Source organism: Nitrosospira multiformis ATCC 25196 (genome assembly GCF_000196355.1).
GTDB classification, from domain to species: domain Bacteria; phylum Pseudomonadota; class Gammaproteobacteria; order Burkholderiales; family Nitrosomonadaceae; genus Nitrosospira; species Nitrosospira multiformis.
Genome location: NC_007614.1, coordinates 2,607,251 through 2,625,554, shown reverse-complemented (window position 1 = coordinate 2,625,554; position 18,304 = coordinate 2,607,251). Strand labels below are relative to the sequence as shown.

Genomic DNA, 18,304 nt, shown 5'->3' with positions numbered 1-18,304 from the left:
CATAGGTATGATATATCCAGCCGCAATTCCCGTTTCCTGTTTACGGACCAACAGTCACCGAAACAGGCGTAACGCGCGTTGCGGAGGAAACCCGCGCGTACATGAAATACTCCGTTTTTTAGCAATTCTCCTTTACTCAGGAAAACAAATGACAAACCAGCTTACCCCGGAGAATATTCTTAAAACCGGCATGGCTTTCTGGCCGGCAAAGACTCTGCTTTCTGCGGTCGAGTTGGGTGTGTTCACTCGATTGGCGCAAGGTTCACTGAGTTTGGATGCCCTTGCCGAACAGGCAGGGCTGCACCCACGCGGTGCGCGCGATTTCCTGGATGCCCTTGTAGCGTTGGGCTTTCTGGACCGTGAAGGTGACCGCTACAGCAATACGTCCGAAACCGATCTGTTTCTCGACCGCAACAAGCCATCATACATTGGCGGCATTCTGGAGATGGCGAATCGGCGGCTCTATCCGATCTGGAGCGATCTTACCCAGGCGCTCCTGACTGGCAAACCGCAGAACGAAATCAGAACGGGTGAGGCCGATCTCTTCGAGAAGCTTTATGCCGATCCTGCCGGATTGAAAGAATTTCTTGCCGCCATGACTGGAGTGAGCCGCGCGGCGAACATGACCATTGCGCGCGCTTTTCCATGGCACGGCTATCATACGTTCGTTGATGTCGGCACGGCACAGGGGGACCTCGCTGTGCAGATCGCCCTTGCCAATTCTCATTTGCGCGGGATGGGTTACGACCGCCCGGAGGTAGGTCCGATTTTCGAGCAGTACGCTCAAACTGCGAACGTGGCTGATCGCGTTTCTTTCGTGCCTGGCAATTTCTTCGAGGAAGATCTGCCTCAGGCAGATGTGGTGCTGATGGGCCATATCCTGCATGACTGGGACCTCTCTACGAAAAAAATGCTCACTCGCAAGGCGTTCGATGCGCTCCCGGCAGGGGGCGCCTTCGTTGTGTATGAGTCTCTCATAGACGATGACCGGTCACAGAATGCATTCGGCCTGATGATGAGTCTGAACATGCTGATAGAAACGCCGGGAGGCTTCGATTTCACCGGCGCGGATTGCATGGCATGGATGAAAGAGGCGGGGTTTTCCAATACTCGCGTGGAACCTCTTGTGGGCACTGATTCCATGGTGATTGGCATCAAATAAAATCCTTTTCTCATTCCGCCAGGCTCGCCCTCTCCTGTATCATCAGCCTCCCTCATATTCGGAAGATCATGAAAATCCGGGTTCTTACACTGCTGGCCGTTCCGTTACTGCATGCCTGTGCAGGCACGCCTGAATACACGCAAAGTTCGATGAAATTGAGGGATGGAACTACCCATTATTTCATTAAAACCCGCATGGGACCTTGTGCCAACAGCCGGGATTGGGCAACTCGAACGTTGACGAAGGGCGCCAATGAAATTTGCAAGAATGGTTATGTGCTCATTGACCAGCAAACACCCATCATCCTCGATCCCATGCGCGCCCTGGATAAGGATGGGGAGCTTTTGTGGCAAATCAGATGCAACGATACGGAAAAGTCTCAATCCTGACTACTCGGGATTCTCGTCGTCGCCCGTCCAGGCTTTCGTGGGCACAAGCTTCCCGTGGTTCGCGCGCAGCCCGCGTAAGAACTCCTCTACAAAGGGGATAATCTCGAACAGCAGCGCAACCGTCATGATGGAAATTATGTAAATTACCGGCAGCTGCTCTTCCTTCCAGGAGAGGTCGAACCGCGGCGTTTCGGGTCCGAACCCGAAAAGCGCCTGGAATTGCCCCCAGTGACGGGAGATCAAGAGCAGGATTGCCATGAGTGGAATCATCTCCTGGAAGCTGTGCACGTGCTGCTCGATGGGTGAGACCCTGCGTACCTTTACCGCATAGCTCACATCCCAAAGCGCGGTGATCTCATGGAGGAAAAAGGCGGCAATCATGAAGGCGATAATCCCGGCGTTTACCTGAAGGAAAATGGCGGCAAGCAAGGGCAGGCCCATCTCGGCGAGCATGATGAGATGGAAGACAGACTCCTTTGCCCCGCTGGTCGTTTCGATATGAGACACACGATGGCACAGCCAATCCGCGAATCCGGCCGCCAGCCAAAGTGGCAGAATAAAGTACATCAGGATGAGAACAACAGGATCGTTCAGCATGTACCCTCCCCAGGAACTACTTGCCCTTATTCTCCGCTGCTTGCTGGAGCGGCCTTACGTAGTTTTTCATAAAAATGCGTTTTTGACTGTCAGGGAAAAGGACTGTCACCATGTCGTAGCGGATGTTCACGACCTTGCCTTTGCCCACTTTCTCGACCTCAACCTCCGCCCCCACAATCAACTCCTTCTCGGTGGGGGATGGATCGGTATCAGGAGTCGTTTGCCCCGTTTTATCCTGTCTTTGGACAGGGCGCGCTGAAAGCTCGTTTTCGGGCGGATTGATGCAGTTATCGCAGTGGCCGCAATGGTTCCACTCGACTTTCTCGTCAAAGTACTCCAGCAGCACCTTCCAGCGGCAAAAACCGCTCTGGGCATAAAATACCATGCGCTCCAGAGCCTCCCGCTCATGCTCCGCTTTCCTGTGCGCATTTTCCGCGAGTCTGAGCAGGTCTTCCGCTTTCACATCCTTTTTGTGCAGGCGATAGCCCAGCGTCTTGTCCCGCTTGAGGATGCGGTGTTCTTCCAACAGTCTAAGCATCACCTGCAACCTGCGAACCGAAAATTTGCCGATTTTCTCTTGCAGTTGATCGATTCTGATTGCCGGCGAACCGGGTGATAAGTCTTGCACTGCTTTGTACACTTCGCGCAAGTCCTCCTGGTCGGGATGATGCCGCGCCAGAAAAAATTGCTGAATGCGCTTATCCTGCGCGTCGTAAAGCAGCGTGCATTCGGCCGTTTTGCCGTCCCGGCCGGCACGGCCCGACTCCTGGTAGTATGCTTCGAGTGTGCCGGGCATCTGGAAGTGCACCACGAAGCGGATATCAGGTTTGTCGATTCCCATGCCAAAAGCATTCGTCGCCACCATGATCCTGCTTTTGCCTTCCATGAAGGTTTCCTGGTTTTCTGTGCGCGTTTTGCGCGGCAGGCGTCCGTGGTAGAGCGCGATGTCGGCAATCGTTCCGGCGAGTGCTGCAGCGAGCTCTTCCACTGCTTTCACCGTGGCTGTATAAATGATTCCGCTTCCCTGGCTTTTCTGAATCAAATCTTGCAGCTTCTCCAGCTTTTCTTCCGGATTCGTAACCTGTAAGACAGAATAATTCAGGTTGGGCCGGTAGATGCCGGTGTTGACCACATGCATGGAACTACGCCCGAGTTGTTGCGCAATATCCTCGATGACTTCAGGTGTAGCAGTGGCTGTCAGCGCGAGTACCGTTGGCTTTCCCAGTGCCTTGATCGCGTCTCCCAGTCCCAGGTAAGCCGGACGGAAGTCGTGCCCCCATTGGGAAATACAGTGGGCCTCATCAATGACGAACAGATTTATCGGGATGGCCTGCAGCTCGGCGATGAAATCCGGATGGGACACCCGTTCAGGCGTCACAAATACGACATCGCTATCTGCATTGCGAATATTCTCCAGCGCCTCCGACTCCTGCTCCGCATTCAGCATGCTGTTGACTTGCGCCGCGTCAACTCCGATCTCTTCGAGCTTCTCGGCCTGGTCTTTCATCAGCGAAATCAGAGGGGAAACGACAATCGCCGTGCCCGGCAGATTGAGTGCAGGCAACTGGTAACACAGGGACTTACCGCCCCCGGTGGGCATTACGGCAAGCGTGTCCCGCCCGTTCAAGACACTTTCGATGACCTCTCTCTGGCCGGGACGCAGGTGTGCCAGGCCAAATATCTGATGCAGGCTTTCCTCCAGATCATCCTGCTCCGGTTCCTCCCTATCAGCATCAGGACTCTCCATATCGTAAGTTTTGGTTGTCATCGCTCTGTTCGCATTTTCTTCCGGTTGAACTCGGTTGCTGCGCTTTATGCATTTCATGTATCTGGCAGTAAAGCCGTATCGCTTGATGATGAAGAAAAATGGTGAGTGGTTCCGTGCGGCGCCTAATATATAATCTCAACCATGGGCTTTTAATATGTATGCCTGCTTTACTTATTTACTGGACGCTGGCAGACAATTGTTTGATCCCCGGCTCCTTCCAGCTCTATTCAGGTTTATCGCGAGCCAAAATCCAAATCCAGCATCGCGGGGACGCTCGATATGAAACGCTACACCATTGAACAATTCATGGCGACGACCTCCATAATGGGGGCGTCGTTCAGCGCGGATGAGGAGCGCATCCTGTTCAGCAGTAATGAATCGGGTATTTTCAATGCCTACACGCTGCCAGTGACAGGTGGTACGGCAGAGGCGTTGACCTGCTCCGCCAGCGATACCACGTTTTCGGTCAGCTTCTTTCCGCATGATGATCGGGTACTGATTACCCGGGATTATCATGGCGATGAAAATTATCATTTGTTCCTGCTCGCCCCCGACGGCGAGGAGGAAGATCTGACACCGGGAGAAAAGCTCAAGGCGCAATTCATGGGCTGGAGCCCCGATGGACAGGCTTTTTACGTCGCTACCAATGAGCTTGATGCCAGATTCTTCGATGTATACCGTTATGACGCCGAGACTTTTGCGCGAACCTTGCTGTACCGGAATCACCAGGGGTTCGATCTTGGGCCCATCAGTCGCGATGAGCGCTGGATTGCACTGAACCGCTCGCATACCGCATCGGACAGTGACATTTACCTGTTCGATGTCGAAAAACGGGAAGTAAGGCACCTCACGCCGCATGAGGGCTCCATCAGTTTCCATGCTGAGACCTTCGATTCCACTTCGCGCAAGCTCTTCTTTCTTACCACGGAGGGAAGCGAATTCAAGCATTTGTGCACCTATGATCTCACTTCAGGGGTCGTCTGCGACCACGAGAGTGCCGAGTGGGACGTGATGTACACCTATTTCTCATACGATGGCCGATTCCGCGTAACTGGCATCAACGCAGATGGAAGCATTGTCGTTCGTGTTGTCGAAATTGAAGATGGAGAGAGGGAGAAACCTGTAAAACTGCCAGCACTACCCCAGGGAGAAATCCGGGGTGTGGTCTTTTCGCAAAACAGCACGCGCATGGCCTTCTACGTAAATGGCGACCGCTCTCCCGATAATCTGTTCGTGCACGATTTCAGCACCGGGCAGTTTCGTCAACTCACGCAAAGCCTGAACAAGGAGATCGATCCATCAGATCTGGTGGAGGCGGAAGTGGTGCGGTTCCGATCCTTCGATGGAATGATGATTCCCTCCATCTATTACAAGCCGCATGAAGCATCAGGCACCAACAAGGTGCCTGCCATCGTGTACGTTCATGGAGGACCCGGCGGGCAGACCATGCGGGGTTATAACGCCCAGATTCAGTACCTCGTGAATCATGGATATGCCGTGCTGGGCATCAATAACCGGGGAAGCTCCGGCTATGGTAAAACCTTCTTTACCGCGGCCAACCGCAAGCACGGACGAGAGCCCTTGTGGGATTGTGTGGAAGCGAAGACCTTTCTGGCCAGTCTCGGTTACATCGACCATGAGCGCATCGGCATCATGGGCGCGAGTTATGGCGGTTACATGACACTTGCAGCCCTCGCGTTCCGGCCTGAAGCTTTCAAGGTAGGGGTGGACATTTTCGGCGTCAGCAACTGGCTGCGTACCCTGGAGAGCATTCCTGTTTACTGGGAGTCCGTCCGCAAAGCCATTTATGATGAAATTGGCGATCCCGTGGCGGACATCGATTTTCTTGTTGCGACTTCCCCCCTGTTCCATGCCAGGGAAATACGAAAGCCTTTATTGGTCATCCAGGGAGTCAATGACCCTCGTGTGGTCAAGGCCGAGAGCGATGAAATGGTGGAGGCGGTCAGGAAGCATGGCATTCCGGTGGAGTACATTGTTTTCCCTGATGAAGGCCATAGTTTTACCAAGAAAAAAAACCAGATCGAGGCGAATCGGCGAATACTGGAGTTTCTGGACAAGTATCTGAAAGGTGATGTGAACAAGACTGCAAGCCAAGTGGAAAAATAGGACAACGTCCTTCCCCCCACCTTCCGATATCACCGGTGTAGGGCAGGCTTGCCCCGCCCCTTGCTTCCACGTAATGTAGTACATGAGAGAGCGAATAGCTTCGCCAGGCGATCTTCATCGCCGTAGCGGCGCAGCCTCCTCTCCAAAAAACTCGCGTATCAGGAAATCCTCGAGGCCCTTGCTGTCTTCCGGCCGGGCGGAGAGGACGACCACACGGTCGAGGCGGTAAGATTCCCAGTTGAAATCCCCTTTGTGGTATTGCCGGATCAGGTCGATCATTTTTCGAACGACGGCCCGTTGGATATCGCCACCCGGTCCGGCATCGACTTCCACCAACTCCCGGCGGGGAACGCTGCTATCCTTCTTCCAGGCACGGAACAGAAACTGTGCCGTGCGCGGTCCCATCCTGATGATCTGGAATATCCCGCTTGCGCCAGGCTCCTTGAGGTTGCGCATCACGTTGGCCATGCGCAGTTCTTCTTCAGAAGGCTCGCGCTCGACCGCCTCCGGTTCAGCAGGTTCATCCTCGAAAATTCCGCCTGCGCGGCGCCGCTCCCGTGTCTCATTCATATACGCCAGCAGGTCTTTAGGGCGTTCAGCCTCTGGAGAAGGCTGTGGAACAGTTTTCTGAACCGGCGGGCGTTCCTTGCTGCCCTCACGGTTTTCCATTGCTTTTTCCTGTTTGGGTTTCGGCTGCTTGGTTCCTCCTTCTCCCAGCCGCGATTGAGGCCGAGGCTTAGGGGGAGGTTTGGGTGCAGGGGGTGCCTTCGGACTGGGTGGCGCAGCCGGTGCCACCTTCTGTTCCGGTGTTTCTTCAGCCAATTCCACGAAGCTGGCCTGGATTGCGGGTGGCCCCTTGACCTCCACCTCGGGCGCGGTGAGAAAGAACCCGAACGCCCAGATGATGAGCATCCAGAGGACGGATGCCAGCGGCAGGGGCCACCAGATGCGGATTTCCCTCGATCCGGACTTGAGCATGTGTTCGGGATTACTCGTGTTTGACGGCGATCAGAAAGTGCTGCGCGCCCGCACTACGAGCACGCAGCATCGCCTGCACGACAATCCCTTGCGGTGCGTCGCTGTCTGCCGATACCACCACTTTCTGTTCGGAAGCGCGCAGCAGTGGTTTGAGAGTGTCTCCCAGCGTCTCCAGGGTCACGGGCGTGCGGTTGACAAAGATTTTGCTGTCGCTCGTCAAGGTCAGGGTAACCGGTGTTTTGGCGCTGAGTTTCTCGGCCTCGCCTTGCGGCAGATTCACCTGCAGGGAATCGAGATTCTGCATCGATAATGACGATAGCATGAATGTGGCAAGCAGGAAAAACATCACGTCGATCATCGGGATGATTTCGATGCGCCCCCTGCGGTATTCCCTGGGTTTACGCCGCTTCATGACCGCTCTCCTCCTGATCCAGGCGAATATGATCGATGAGGCGCGTGCCCAGTCGTTCCATCTCATCCATCGTTTGGGATTGAAGGCGGGAGAAGTAATTGAAGCCGAAGAGCGCAATCAGCGCAATCAGGAGGCCAACGACGGTGGCGATAAGCGCTTCGGCTACTCCTCCGGTCACGGCCGTCGGGTTAACCACCCCTTCGCCGCCAATGACCTGGAAAGCGCGCATCATGCCGATAACGGTCCCGACAAGCCCGAGCAGGGGCGCCGCGGTGACGATTGTTTCCAATACCCACAACCGGCGTCCCAGCGATGTCTCGATTAACTGGGCTTCGTCTGCCGCGCGCGATTCCGTCCACCAGGACGGATGGTGCCTGTTACTGATCACAACCTCGAAGAAGCGCTTGTAGTAGTGGCGATCATCCAATCCGGAGAGTATTTTTTCCAGATCGGCCCATGCAAAGCCGTAAGTCTCAACCAGATTCAGCAGGTCGTGAGACAGGCGGGCAAACTTCCAATAGATGAACGCTTTTTCAAGCATGATCGCCAATGCGATCACCGCCAGCAATGACAGCGGCAAAACGGTAAAGCCGCCGAGTTTCAGCGCGGTCCAGGTTGCATTCAGTTCCTGCATGTTTATCTCCGAGCGGGGACGACAAGTCCCATGTTGATTAAATTATCGACAACTGTTTCTCCAGGCCTTGCAATTTCCTGCAGCTGGGGAGACGCGCTCCATCCACCAGGTACATGTTTATGATGCGGTGAGCGCGGTGGGGCAGGGTTCAAAAAGATGCGCTTCCCTTTTTCACGAATAGGGGAAATTTACAGATCAGGGCTGTTTACCCTCCTGTCCTTTTCAGTCTGCGGAAAGTTTCGATCAAACACTGAAGCCTAATTTTCATCCTGCCACCTGTAAAATCTTACAGCTATTCACCCGGCCCGTTTTAGGGTTTCATAGCTCTGTTTTTTCCAAGTTTTTTCCGAGTCGAATCGTTCTTGCAAAAGAGCATCAGGTTTTTCCGTAATGATATCCCTAAACCAAAACTACACAGGGAGTGTTGCGTGCGCTTCTGAGAACGCTCGCGATATGACCCGTCTTACCACTGTGGAGAATGTTCGTACCCCGATTGCAGAAATTCTCGATCAGAGTCTGAACGAAATTTATCTGCTGAATGCTCAGACACTGCATTTCGAGTACGCCAGCCGGGGAGCCCGGCGCAATCTTGGCTACAGCATGGATTCGCTGCAAAAGATGACGCTGCTGGAAGTCGAACGCGAGTTCGACGAGACATCGTTCCGGGCTTTGATTGATCCACTCATGAAGGGTGGGAAAGAAATCCTGGTGTTCGAGGCGACCCATCTGCGCGCGGACGGTACGCATTATCCGGTCGAGGTTCACCTGGAGCTGTCCACCCGCCCCGAGCAAGTGCAATTTCTTGTAATGGCGTTCGATCTCACCGCCCGCCGCCGCGCAGAGGCGAAGTTGCGTGCAAATGAGGCGCGCTTCCGGACAATGGTCAATACTATCCCGCAGCTTGCATGGATAGGGGAGACGGACGGCTCCAGATCCTGGTACAACCAGCGCTGGTACGACTATACCGGCACCACTCCCGAAGAGATGATGGGCTGGGGCTGGCAAAAGGTTCATGATCCCCAGCTGCTGCCGGAGGTAATAAAACGTTGGAGCGAAGCTACTGCTGCTGAGCAGCCGCTCGATATGGAAATTCCACTGCGGGGTGCAGACGGGGAACTCCGGGTATTTCTGACCCGCGCCGAGCCGTTAAGAAACGAGGACGGTCAGGTTGTGCAGTGGTTCGGGACCAATACCGACGTCCACGATCAGAGACTCCGGGAAGAGGCGCAGCGTGAGACAGAAAAGCGGCTTCAGGTGGTGATGGAGCATATGAGCGAGGGGCTTATCATCTCCGATTTCAATCGTAATCTTCTCCGCTGGAATCCTGCCGCTTTGCGAATGCATGAGATCGAGAATGCGGAAGAAGTTTTTGGCAGTCTTCATAATTTTGCCCGGATCTATGAGTTATCGACAACCGAGGGCAACGTCGTGCCTATAGATCAATGGCCTTTGACGCGTATTCTCCGGGGCGAACACCTGCATGATCTGGAACTGCGCATCAGGCGGCTGGATAAAGAGTGGTTGAGAATCTTCAGTTATTCCGGAACGGTTTTGCGCTACGAGAACAGTAAAGGGCTGGCTTTTCTTACCATTAAGGATATCACCGAGCGCAAACAGGCGGAGGAAGCCTTGCGTGACGCCAAGGTTAATCTTGAATACAAGGTGAATGAGCGTACTGCCCAGCTTCTTGCCAAGAGCAAGGAACTGGAAAATTTCTGTTATTCGGTATCGCATGATCTGAGGGCGCCCCTGCGTGGGATAGCCGGGTACAGCCGGCTGTTGCTGGAAAACTACTACGAACGCCTCGACGAGGAAGGTCGCAGTTTTCTGACAAATGTCCGTTCAGCCACCAAGCATATGACGGATTTAATCGAAGATCTGCTCTCCTACTCGAAACTTGAGCGGCGAAAACTGTCTTCGATGGTCATCAGGCTTCCCGCTTTCGTATCAAAGGTGTTGGCCCAGTTTGGGGATAATCTGCAGAACGTGCGCCTCACTGTCAGTATGGATGATTTCCACGTTCGCGCTGATCCCGATGGTCTTGCGATCGCTCTACGCAACCTGGTCGATAACGCTGTCAAGTTCTCCATCCATGCTCCAGAGCCCACCATCGAAATCCGTGCCTGGACTTCGGATAGCAATTGCATTCTTTGCGTGCGCGACAACGGTATTGGATTCGATATGCGTTTTTACGACAAAATTTTTGAGATATTCCAGCGCTTGCAACGGGCCGAGGAATATCCGGGGACGGGCATCGGGCTTGCAATGGTGCAAAAAGCGATGGAGCGTATGGGAGGACGGGTGTGGGCGGAAAGCCAGGTAGGTGCCGGTGCTGTCTTTTACCTGCAACTGCCACTGTCTGGCCTTATGCCATTCGAGCAGTTGCAGGAACAGGCCTTATAGGGGTGTGTTTTCATGAACACTGCGTTGCCGATTCTGCTTATTGAAGACAACCCGATGGATGTCGATCTCACGCGGCGTGCTTTTGTGCGGCACAACCTGACCAATCCACTCGAAGTGTTGCGGGATGGTCAGGAAGCGCTCGATTTTCTTTCCAGCTGGAGAACGGGCGATCTCCCGCCTTCGGTTGTACTGCTAGACCTCAAACTACCCAAGGTAAACGGACTGGAAGTCCTGCGAACCATACGGGAGCATTCCTTGCTTGGAACCGTTCCGGTGGTGGTGCTTACGTCTTCTTCCGAAGATGCCGACGTTCATGAAGCCTATCTGCTCGGGGCGAACTCCTACATCGTAAAGCCGGTGGACTTCGAAAAATTCATCGATGTGGCCCGGCAGATCGAGCTCTACTGGACTGTTCTTAATACCCATTGTTCTGCAAGGATTAGAGGTTTCTGAATGAGTTTCATGCAGGATGCGAGGTCGCGCAGGGCTCGGGCAATACCCCGAAGGGTGCGAGGATACGATAGGAAACCGAAGTCCTCGAGAGCCTTTTCCGGCCTTCGGGGAGATCATTTAAAGGTTTCCCGATGAGAGTGCTGTACCTTGAGGATAATGCGCTGGATGCCGATCTGGTGCGATTGGAGCTGAAAAAACGCGCGCCCGACATTCAGCTCGATATCGTCAGTTCGCTGGCGGAAGCTTTGCATCGCGTGGAAAGATTCCAGGATCTCTATGGAACCAGCCTCGGTATTCCAATCGCCAAACCGGCAGTCTCTACTCGCTACGATATCGTCCTGACGGACCTCAACCTTCCGGACGGAAGTGGGGAAACGTTGCTGGCTCAGATTCGCAGACGACATCTGCCGCTTCCAGTCGTGGTTCTTACCGGTTCCAGCAGAGAAGAAGCCATCCTCTCGTTACTTCGAGCAGGAGCTGACGATTACGTCATAAAGCACGGGCGCTTTCTCGAAACTCTTGGACTCGTGCTTCGGGCGACGCTCGACAAGTTCCAGACAGAAACTTACCGCCGCGCCACGGTACTCCAGGTTTTATACGTCGAGCCTAATCCGCATGACGCCGAAACGATGAAACAGGCACTGGCTTCCACTGCGCCACACCTTCGAATCGAATCTGTTCAGTCAGCTGAGGAGGTTTTTTCCTATCTTGCTGAACAGGATAGAAAGACCGACGTTGACGTGTTGCTGCTCGATTACCGCTTGCCCGGCGCCTCGGCGACGGACGTTCTGAAGGAGCTTTGCCAGGTACGAGGGCTTGATCTGCCCATCATTCTCTTTATCGGGAGCGAGGATGAGGAGATCGCCCGGCAGTCGCTGAAACTGGGTGCTGCCGATTACGTGGTGAAGACCGCAGGCTACCTCCAGCGATTGCCGACTGTCATAGAAAATGTCTGGCTGCGGGCAGAATCGAACAGAAGGGAGCGCGTCTTGCTGGAAGAGAGGACACGACTTGCTCTTGCCACGGAAGCAGCCGCCATCGGTATCTGGGAGTGGAATACTGCGACCAATGAAATGATCTGGAATGACCGGATGTACGAGATCTACGGGATTGCTCCAGGGAGTCGCATCACATATGACATATGGAAATCCTATACCCATCCGGACGATTTGCCCCAGCAGGAGATGCATCTGGAACGGGTCAGCGCCGAGAATGGGCGCGTTCAACTCGATTTCCGGATTTTGCGCGAACACAAGACGGTGCGCCATCTGCATATCGCCAAGGCGTTGAAATGGAGCACCAATCCAGATGAGCTGAGAATAGTGGGGACGGCTATCGACATTACCAAACGGAAGCAAACTGACTTTGCAATCCAGGAGCATGCCATGCAGCAGGGACTCATTGCCGCATTCGGGCAACAGGCGCTCGCCAGCGGAAATCTTGCTCTGTTGTGGGGCCAGGCAGCGGTGATTGCTTCTCAAGGTCTCAATGTCGAGTTCTGCAAGGCGCTCCAGCTTGCGCCGGATTTCCGTTCTTTTGTTCTTAAATCCGGGGTCGGCTGGCAGAAAGACTGGATTGGAAGGCAAATATCGTTTACATACGAGAACAGTCAAAATCGCTTTGTACTCGCGAGCCATCAATCCGTCATTGTGGAGGACTTCCAGACGGAAACCCGTTTCAAGCCTTCCAGCATCCTGAAGAGCCATAATATACGCAGTTGCGCAGATGTGCTTATTTCGGGGGCGGGGGGACCTTATGGGATCCTTGGAGCCTATTCGCCCGAGCCACAGCGCTTCACGTCCAGCAGTATCAATTTTCTTCAGAGTCTCGCGAATATTCTCGCAACCGCAATTGACCGCAAGACAACGGAGGAGCGCCTCACCTACCTGGCCCAGTTTGATCCCCTGACGGAACTGCCTAATCGAAGTCTTTTTCTTGATCGTCTCCGCCAGGCGATGGAACATGCCCATCGCAATCGTCGCCGGGTCGGCGTGGTATTTGCGGATCTGGACCGCTTCAAGATCGTCAACGACACAATGGGCCATTCTACCGGTGACGAGCTGCTGATCCATGTCGCAAAGAGACTGCAGCAGTGTGTGCGTTCATGCGACACGGTTGCCCGCCTTGGAGGGGATGAATTTGCCCTGATTCTGTCTGATCTCGTACAGCCTGAAGATGCAACCTTAATTGCAGAAAAGGTTATTTCGGCGCTCCAGGTACCCTTCGAGCTGGAAACACAGGAGATCTATGTTTCTGCAAGCCTTGGAATCAGCATCTATCCCGGCGATGGTACCGATGCAGACAGCCTGCTCAGAAATGCGGATACAGCGATGTTCCAGGCAAAAGAGCAGGGACCGGCGATTTATCAGTTTTATCTTCCGCAGATGAATGAGCGCGCGGTGGCTCGCCTGAAAATCGAGACGCAACTTCGCGGCGCTCTGGCACGGCGCGAGTTCGTGCTTCACTACCAACCCAAAGCAAGCCTGATCAACGGAGAGATTACCGGTTTCGAGGCGCTCCTGCGCTGGCAGCACCCCGCGCATGGACTGGTGCCTCCACTGCAGTTCATTTCCGTCCTCGAGGATACGGGATTGATCGTAGCGGTAGGCGAGTGGGTGGTGAAAACGGTTTGTGAGCAGATCAGGGAATGGCAGGGCCAGGGGCTGGTGTTGCATCCCATCGCCATCAATCTGTCAGCCCGGCAGTTTCAGCAACAGGATCTGGATAGCATTATCGGGGAAACGCTGAGGGCTACGAACATCGATCCGCGTCTGCTGGAATTCGAGCTTACGGAGTCAGTATTGATGAAGGAGGCCGAGATGGCCGCCAACGCCTTGCAGAATCTGAAAGCCTTCGGTGTCCAGATATCGATGGACGATTTTGGTACCGGCTATTCCAGTCTTGCCTATCTCAAGCGCTTTCCTCTGGATGTACTCAAGATCGACCGTGCTTTCATCCGCGATGTCACGACGGATCCCGACGATGCAACCATTACCGTAGCCATGATCAAGCTCGCGCACAGCCTCGGGTTGAAAGTAGTGGCTGAAGGCGTCGAAACAAGGGCGCAACTGGAGTTTCTGATAAGGCACGGATGCGACGAAATGCAGGGCTACTATTTTTCCCAGCCTTTGCCGCTCGAGGGCGCATCCAAAGTGCTCATGGGTGGCTACCGTCTGTCAATGAGCAACGGCATTTGCGCCGAGCAGTAAGTCCCCGTCCCTCACCGAGTCTCCATTCTCATTTGCTTTCCTCCTAGAAAAATTCTCTCCGTGTGCGCCCCCCTGAACATAGCTCTTTCCCTAGCTCGTGATATTTGGTACTTTATCGGCGGTAGGCCCAGTCCGCAGGGAGGGCGGACAACTCCATTGGATAATGACAAATGAAGAACGCCATATTGGTAGTTTGTGCCACGCTTGCGTTTATGGGAGGCGCTTTTGCAAAACCGGCCGACTTGTCTCTCCGGTCCAACTCGGCGCTGGTTGTGGATCCACAGCGGGGACAGGTTCTTTTCCACAAGAACGCAGACAGTGTCATGCCGATTGCTTCGATTACCAAACTCATGACCGCAATGGTTGTGCTCGATGCAAAACTGCCGCTGAACCAGGAAATAGTCATCGACTCGGCTGATGTCGATGTCATCAAGTATACCCGTTCCCGCCTGAGGGTAGGAACGAAGTTCACCCGCGGAGAATTGTTGCGGCTGGCCTTGATGTCTTCGGAGAATCGCGCTGCTGCAGCGCTGGGACGTACCTATCCCGGCGGCCTGAATGCGTTTGTTGCAGCCATGAACCGCAAGGCATTCCAGTTGGGAATGGGCAGCACCTATTTCGTTGACTCGACCGGCTTGAACAGCGGTAATGTCTCCACCGCCCGCGATCTGGCAAAGATGGTCAAGGCGGCACACGGGTACCGCCTCATCCGCGTATTTTCCACGACCGCTGCCCACGAGGTGGCATCCATGGGGAAGGTACGCAGCCGCAACCTGAATTACGTCAATTCCAACAGGTTGGTAAGGAGCAGCAGTTGGGATATCGGGATATCCAAAACAGGGTTTCTCAGCGAGGCGGGGCGCTGTCTGGTGATGCATGCAAATATCACAGGCAAGCCGACCATAATCGTGCTGCTCGATTCCTGGGGAAAGAATTCCCGGATTGGCGATGCCAATCGTATCAAGAAATGGCTGGAAACCGGGTTCACCCGTAAAATACGCGGTTAGCGAGTGAAGTGGCCTGCTTGCCGTGAGGATAGCGCCACTTTTGTTCAATCATCCTTTTGCTGATTCAAGTGTACGGAATCGCGTTCGGACCAGTCTTCGGACGCTCTCTTTCCATCACCTTTTACAACCGGAACCAGCAGGTATCGCCCGCCAGGTCTTCCACGTTCGTATTTGATATATCGTGCTTCTTGCGGGGGCGAAGGAGTTTTCCCCGATTCGGGTACGGGTGTCCGGAAAGGAGTTGTTATGCAATTGCAATTGATTGCAGCACTCGTCATCGTTTTCCTCATTGTCACGTTTGCGGTTCAGAACGCTGTTGAGGTAAGCGTCATATTCTTGCTTTGGCGTGCAGATGCATCGCTTGCCGTTGTGATCGCAGTCTGCTTCGGTCTGGGGGCGCTCATAGGAGCGCTCGTTACGCTGCCGACCATGTTGCGCGAACATATGGCGATAGGAAGACTGCATAAGGAGGTCGAAGCGTTACGTGTCGAAAATGACGGCTTGCGCGCCTTGAAGCAGAACGAAGCATCTGTCCCGGAAGGTTATTGAAGATACGGTTCGAAATCGGCCAGGCTCGATTTTGCTGCAACCCCACGGGACGGGGCTTGCAAGGGATTTGTTCAGCGGTTCCCTAGGGTCTGTTGACGTTTTACATTGGTAGCCAGCGGATCATGCAGGGTCAGATCAGCCACCACCCGTTTCAACCTTGCATTCTCTTCCTCAAGCTGGCGCAATCGCCTGACCTCGCTTGCGCCCAGATCGCCTCTGCCTGCCGCAACGCATACGCTACTTGAACCTCGGTGAATCGGGATTTCTTCATCGCTTCATACTCCTTCAATAAGGGAGCCAGAAGGCGACTTTACTCTAATTTAGAACTGCTACAGTTTTTGGGGATGACGTCAGCTCAGTTTCACTTCCAGCAGGCCGCAAGGTCCATCGCACGCCGCCGAAGCAATCTTGCCGGATTCATGGAGTCTGCCAGTCAATTCCGCCAATGATGAGTTTTCTGGGAAGCCGACCATGACACCATGCCGTTTTCCCCTGTTACCGGGGATAGACCCGGGATAGGTTGTGGATAAGTCTCTTAAACCTCTGTTTCAGCTCAATCTAATGAAATTGATCAGATTTGTTGCAGCGTTGTTTCAGATAGCTTGAGCAGTAGTTGGAAGAACAGTTATCCATTTCACACGTGCAAAAATCCTGGATGACAGGCCCGGTATAACTTGGCGCAGGATTAAAGTGGGGGTGAAGGCTCGAAATATTGGTGCCTTGAGAAGTTAGAGATCAGGCGGCAGAGGTTTGCAGTAAAGCCGTACACGTCGTATTGCGTCCTTCAGCCCATCTTGAAGCTGAAGTATCGAATCGTAGTAATTTTCATCAGGGCCCTTGGTTCCACCCGATAAGTACTGAGGAATGCGTTTATTCACCAACTTTTGATAACGTCTTTGAGCATCGCTCTTTGCCTTATTGCACCGATCATTATCATCATCACATTGTTGAGTAACTTTATGCGCAGCATACGCCGCTGCCGCTGCACTTCCAACGTAAGAAATTGCTTCGATAACCGCTGGAGTGGCGGGTATCGCAATCGCAAACTCACCTGTCGAGTCAACCTTGCTGACCGGATTGCCTTCAACATATGCGTAGGTATTAATCCCGCCCACCAACCCAATCGGATCACTCTGGATATAGCGCCCCGTCTTCGGATCGTAATCCCGGAAGTAGTTGTAGTACAGGCCAGTTTCGGCATCATGATACTGGCCGGGGTATCTCAGATTGTAGCTGAACGTTCCCAGTCCTGAGGGGTTCTGGTTCGGCGGATTGGCGCCGAAAGGTCCCATGTCCTATACCCACACTGCTTGCCCGATGGCATCATGAATCTGCCGGGGGGGTGTTGAGGTGATCGGTATGGATGTAGTAGGTGGTGCCGTACCTGAGGACAGCCAGGGGAACGTCGTCCAGCCAGACGGTTTCCTGGATGGGATTGCCTGCTGCGCCGTATTCTCCGATCAACTGTCCGCCCTCGTCAAAGACAAACATGATAACCGTACCGGCATTTTTCTTGACCCGCTGGCCCAGTCCGTTGAAACTGTAGCTTGCGAGGCCGACCGCCTCACTCAGGCGTCCACTGGCATCGTAGCCAAAGCTCCTCTGGCCGTCATTGACCAAGCTGCCGTTGGCATCATAGCTGTAGTGCAGGGAACTTCCCGGACCGGCCATCGCATCCAGGCGGTTGCTGGCATAACTCACGGAGTAGGTGTAGGCCATGCCGTTGATGGTCTGGCCAGTCCGATTGCCGGACGCATCATAAGCATAGGTCTCGGCCGAGGTTCCATCGCTAAAGGAAATCAGCCGATCCGTGGCATCATAGCCGTAAGTCTTGCTGTTGCCGAGGATACTGATGCCGCCCCGGGATATGCCGGTGATGCGGGAGGCCGCATCGTAGGCAAGCGATCCAAGGCTGTAGCTTGTGATGCGCCCATCGAGGTCGAAGTTGCGGACGATGTTCTGCCCGTTATCGAGCGTCCAGGATTTGACCGGCCCGAACGGGTGACAGGTGATTCCAGAAGCAATTAGGGAGGTTCCCCGGAAAATGCCCGTCAGCTGGCCATTGGACCAGCTGTAATTAATGACTTCCCCCGAAGGGTAGGTGAGGCTGGCGAGCCGGCCATCGCCATCGTAAACGTAACTGGTAACCAGGCTGGCACCATCCACAACCTGGGTTTTTCCAATAATCCGGCCCTGGGTATCGTAGCTCCAGACCGTTGTTCCGGAAGGATCCATCATCCCGTGAGGCGGCCGAGCTATGCTGGTGTGCCTTGGCATAACTGCCATCGATAAAAGCCCACTCCAGGTCAGGTTCGACCACAAGCGCCTTGAAAATCTCGATCCACTTGCCCGCGGTAGACCAGGCATTGAAGCGCTTGTAAATTCTGTTCCAGCAGCCAAACGCCTGCGGCAGATCTCGCCAGGGACAGCCTGTGCGTATCCGGTAGAGCATGGCCTCGACGGTCATGCGCAGATCAGGCTTGTCGTAGATGGTCTTCTGCAGCAGAATCTTATGCAGCTTCGACCAATGCTCGTCACTGAGCATCGGGGCATCGAAAACTCGTGTTGTTACTGTATGAGAGCTTTAACAATACGAGTTTTCTTCCTAATGACAAA

At 54.1% G+C, this 18,304-nt stretch carries 16 protein-coding genes and 2 pseudogenes; 8 read left to right on the top strand and 10 right to left on the bottom strand.

The window, feature by feature from the left end; genetic code table 11:
- The first annotated feature begins 148 nt into the window (after window positions 1-148).
- Together NMUL_RS12025 and NMUL_RS12020 are read left to right on the top strand one after the other, a co-directional pair.
- On the top strand, window positions 149-1,162 hold the full coding sequence (locus tag NMUL_RS12025; protein ID WP_041352597.1) for a methyltransferase: 1,014 nt from the start codon (window positions 149-151) through the stop codon (window positions 1,160-1,162).
- Between the two features lie 68 nt (window positions 1,163-1,230).
- On the top strand, window positions 1,231-1,551 hold the full coding sequence (locus NMUL_RS12020; protein WP_011381603.1) for a hypothetical protein: 321 nt from the start codon (window positions 1,231-1,233) through the stop codon (window positions 1,549-1,551).
- Here NMUL_RS12020 and NMUL_RS12015 read toward each other — a convergent pair whose 3' ends face one another.
- Both NMUL_RS12015 and NMUL_RS12010 read right to left on the bottom strand, forming a co-directional pair.
- On the bottom strand, window positions 1,552-2,148 hold the full coding sequence (locus tag NMUL_RS12015) for a hypothetical protein (protein ID WP_011381602.1): 597 nt from the start codon (window positions 2,146-2,148) through the stop codon (window positions 1,552-1,554). It abuts the gene before it with no gap.
- Between the two features lie 16 nt (window positions 2,149-2,164).
- Complete coding sequence (locus NMUL_RS12010; protein WP_041353252.1) at window positions 2,165-3,916, bottom strand: RecQ family ATP-dependent DNA helicase; 1,752 nt, start codon at window positions 3,914-3,916, stop codon at window positions 2,165-2,167.
- A 279-nt stretch (window positions 3,917-4,195) separates the two neighbouring features.
- Here NMUL_RS12010 and NMUL_RS12005 point away from each other — a divergent pair, with 279 nt between their 5' ends.
- On the top strand, window positions 4,196-6,043 hold the full coding sequence (locus tag NMUL_RS12005) for an alpha/beta hydrolase family protein (protein ID WP_011381600.1): 1,848 nt from the start codon (window positions 4,196-4,198) through the stop codon (window positions 6,041-6,043).
- A gap of 114 nt (window positions 6,044-6,157) precedes the next feature.
- Here NMUL_RS12005 and NMUL_RS12000 read toward each other — a convergent pair whose 3' ends face one another.
- Genes NMUL_RS12000 through NMUL_RS11990 form a run of 3 tightly spaced genes read right to left on the bottom strand, consistent with a single transcriptional unit; the run spans window position 6,158 to window position 8,067 of the window.
- Complete coding sequence (locus tag NMUL_RS12000; RefSeq protein WP_011381599.1) at window positions 6,158-7,021, bottom strand: hypothetical protein; 864 nt, start codon at window positions 7,019-7,021, stop codon at window positions 6,158-6,160.
- A 10-nt stretch (window positions 7,022-7,031) separates the two neighbouring features.
- Window positions 7,032-7,433, bottom strand: coding sequence for an ExbD/TolR family protein (locus NMUL_RS11995; protein ID WP_011381598.1), 402 nt, complete (start codon window positions 7,431-7,433; stop codon window positions 7,032-7,034).
- Window positions 7,420-8,067, bottom strand: coding sequence for a MotA/TolQ/ExbB proton channel family protein (locus NMUL_RS11990; protein ID WP_011381597.1), 648 nt, complete (start codon window positions 8,065-8,067; stop codon window positions 7,420-7,422). The genes NMUL_RS11995 and NMUL_RS11990 overlap by 14 nt, the downstream gene beginning before the upstream one ends.
- A gap of 453 nt (window positions 8,068-8,520) precedes the next feature.
- Between NMUL_RS11990 and NMUL_RS15035 the strand changes: the two genes are divergently transcribed.
- The 5 genes from NMUL_RS15035 to NMUL_RS11965 all read left to right on the top strand — a co-directional run bounded on the left by NMUL_RS15035 (window position 8,521) and on the right by NMUL_RS11965 (window position 15,688).
- The gene (locus NMUL_RS15035; RefSeq protein WP_238529816.1) at window positions 8,521-10,470 is read left to right on the top strand and encodes a PAS domain-containing sensor histidine kinase; all 1,950 of its coding nucleotides are present in this window, start codon (window positions 8,521-8,523) and stop codon (window positions 10,468-10,470) included.
- 12 nt (window positions 10,471-10,482) lie between these two features.
- Window positions 10,483-10,923 carry a response regulator gene (locus NMUL_RS11980; protein ID WP_011381595.1) on the top strand — a complete coding sequence of 147 codons (441 nt, stop codon included), beginning with the start codon at window positions 10,483-10,485 and terminating at the stop codon, window positions 10,921-10,923.
- A 131-nt stretch (window positions 10,924-11,054) separates the two neighbouring features.
- The gene (locus tag NMUL_RS15030) at window positions 11,055-14,132 is read left to right on the top strand and encodes an EAL domain-containing protein (protein WP_011381594.1); all 3,078 of its coding nucleotides are present in this window, start codon (window positions 11,055-11,057) and stop codon (window positions 14,130-14,132) included.
- Window positions 14,133-14,302: 170 nt separating this feature from the next.
- Window positions 14,303-15,139, top strand: coding sequence for a D-alanyl-D-alanine endopeptidase (gene pbpG / locus NMUL_RS11970; RefSeq protein WP_011381593.1), 837 nt, complete (start codon window positions 14,303-14,305; stop codon window positions 15,137-15,139).
- Window positions 15,140-15,385: 246 nt separating this feature from the next.
- Complete coding sequence (locus NMUL_RS11965; RefSeq protein ID WP_011381592.1) at window positions 15,386-15,688, top strand: LapA family protein; 303 nt, start codon at window positions 15,386-15,388, stop codon at window positions 15,686-15,688.
- A gap of 83 nt (window positions 15,689-15,771) precedes the next feature.
- Here the strand turns inward: NMUL_RS11965 and NMUL_RS15465 are convergent.
- The 5 genes and pseudogenes from NMUL_RS15465 to NMUL_RS15455 form a co-directional block, all read right to left on the bottom strand.
- Window positions 15,772-15,959, bottom strand: a pseudogene (locus tag NMUL_RS15465) (IS3 family transposase); the annotation flags it as partial.
- A gap of 79 nt (window positions 15,960-16,038) precedes the next feature.
- Entirely contained in the window at window positions 16,039-16,161 is a 123-nt protein-coding gene (locus NMUL_RS16535) for a hypothetical protein (RefSeq protein WP_258039188.1), read from the bottom strand.
- A 255-nt stretch (window positions 16,162-16,416) separates the two neighbouring features.
- Window positions 16,417-16,980 carry an RHS repeat-associated core domain-containing protein gene (locus NMUL_RS15025; protein WP_011381591.1) on the bottom strand — a complete coding sequence of 188 codons (564 nt, stop codon included), beginning with the start codon at window positions 16,978-16,980 and terminating at the stop codon, window positions 16,417-16,419.
- Between the two features lie 31 nt (window positions 16,981-17,011).
- Window positions 17,012-17,854 carry an RHS repeat protein gene (locus NMUL_RS11960; RefSeq protein ID WP_167535588.1) on the bottom strand — a complete coding sequence of 281 codons (843 nt, stop codon included), beginning with the start codon at window positions 17,852-17,854 and terminating at the stop codon, window positions 17,012-17,014.
- A gap of 76 nt (window positions 17,855-17,930) precedes the next feature.
- Window positions 17,931-18,233 (bottom strand): annotated as a pseudogene (locus NMUL_RS15455) (transposase); the annotation flags it as partial.
- Window positions 18,234-18,304: the final 71 nt, after the last annotated feature.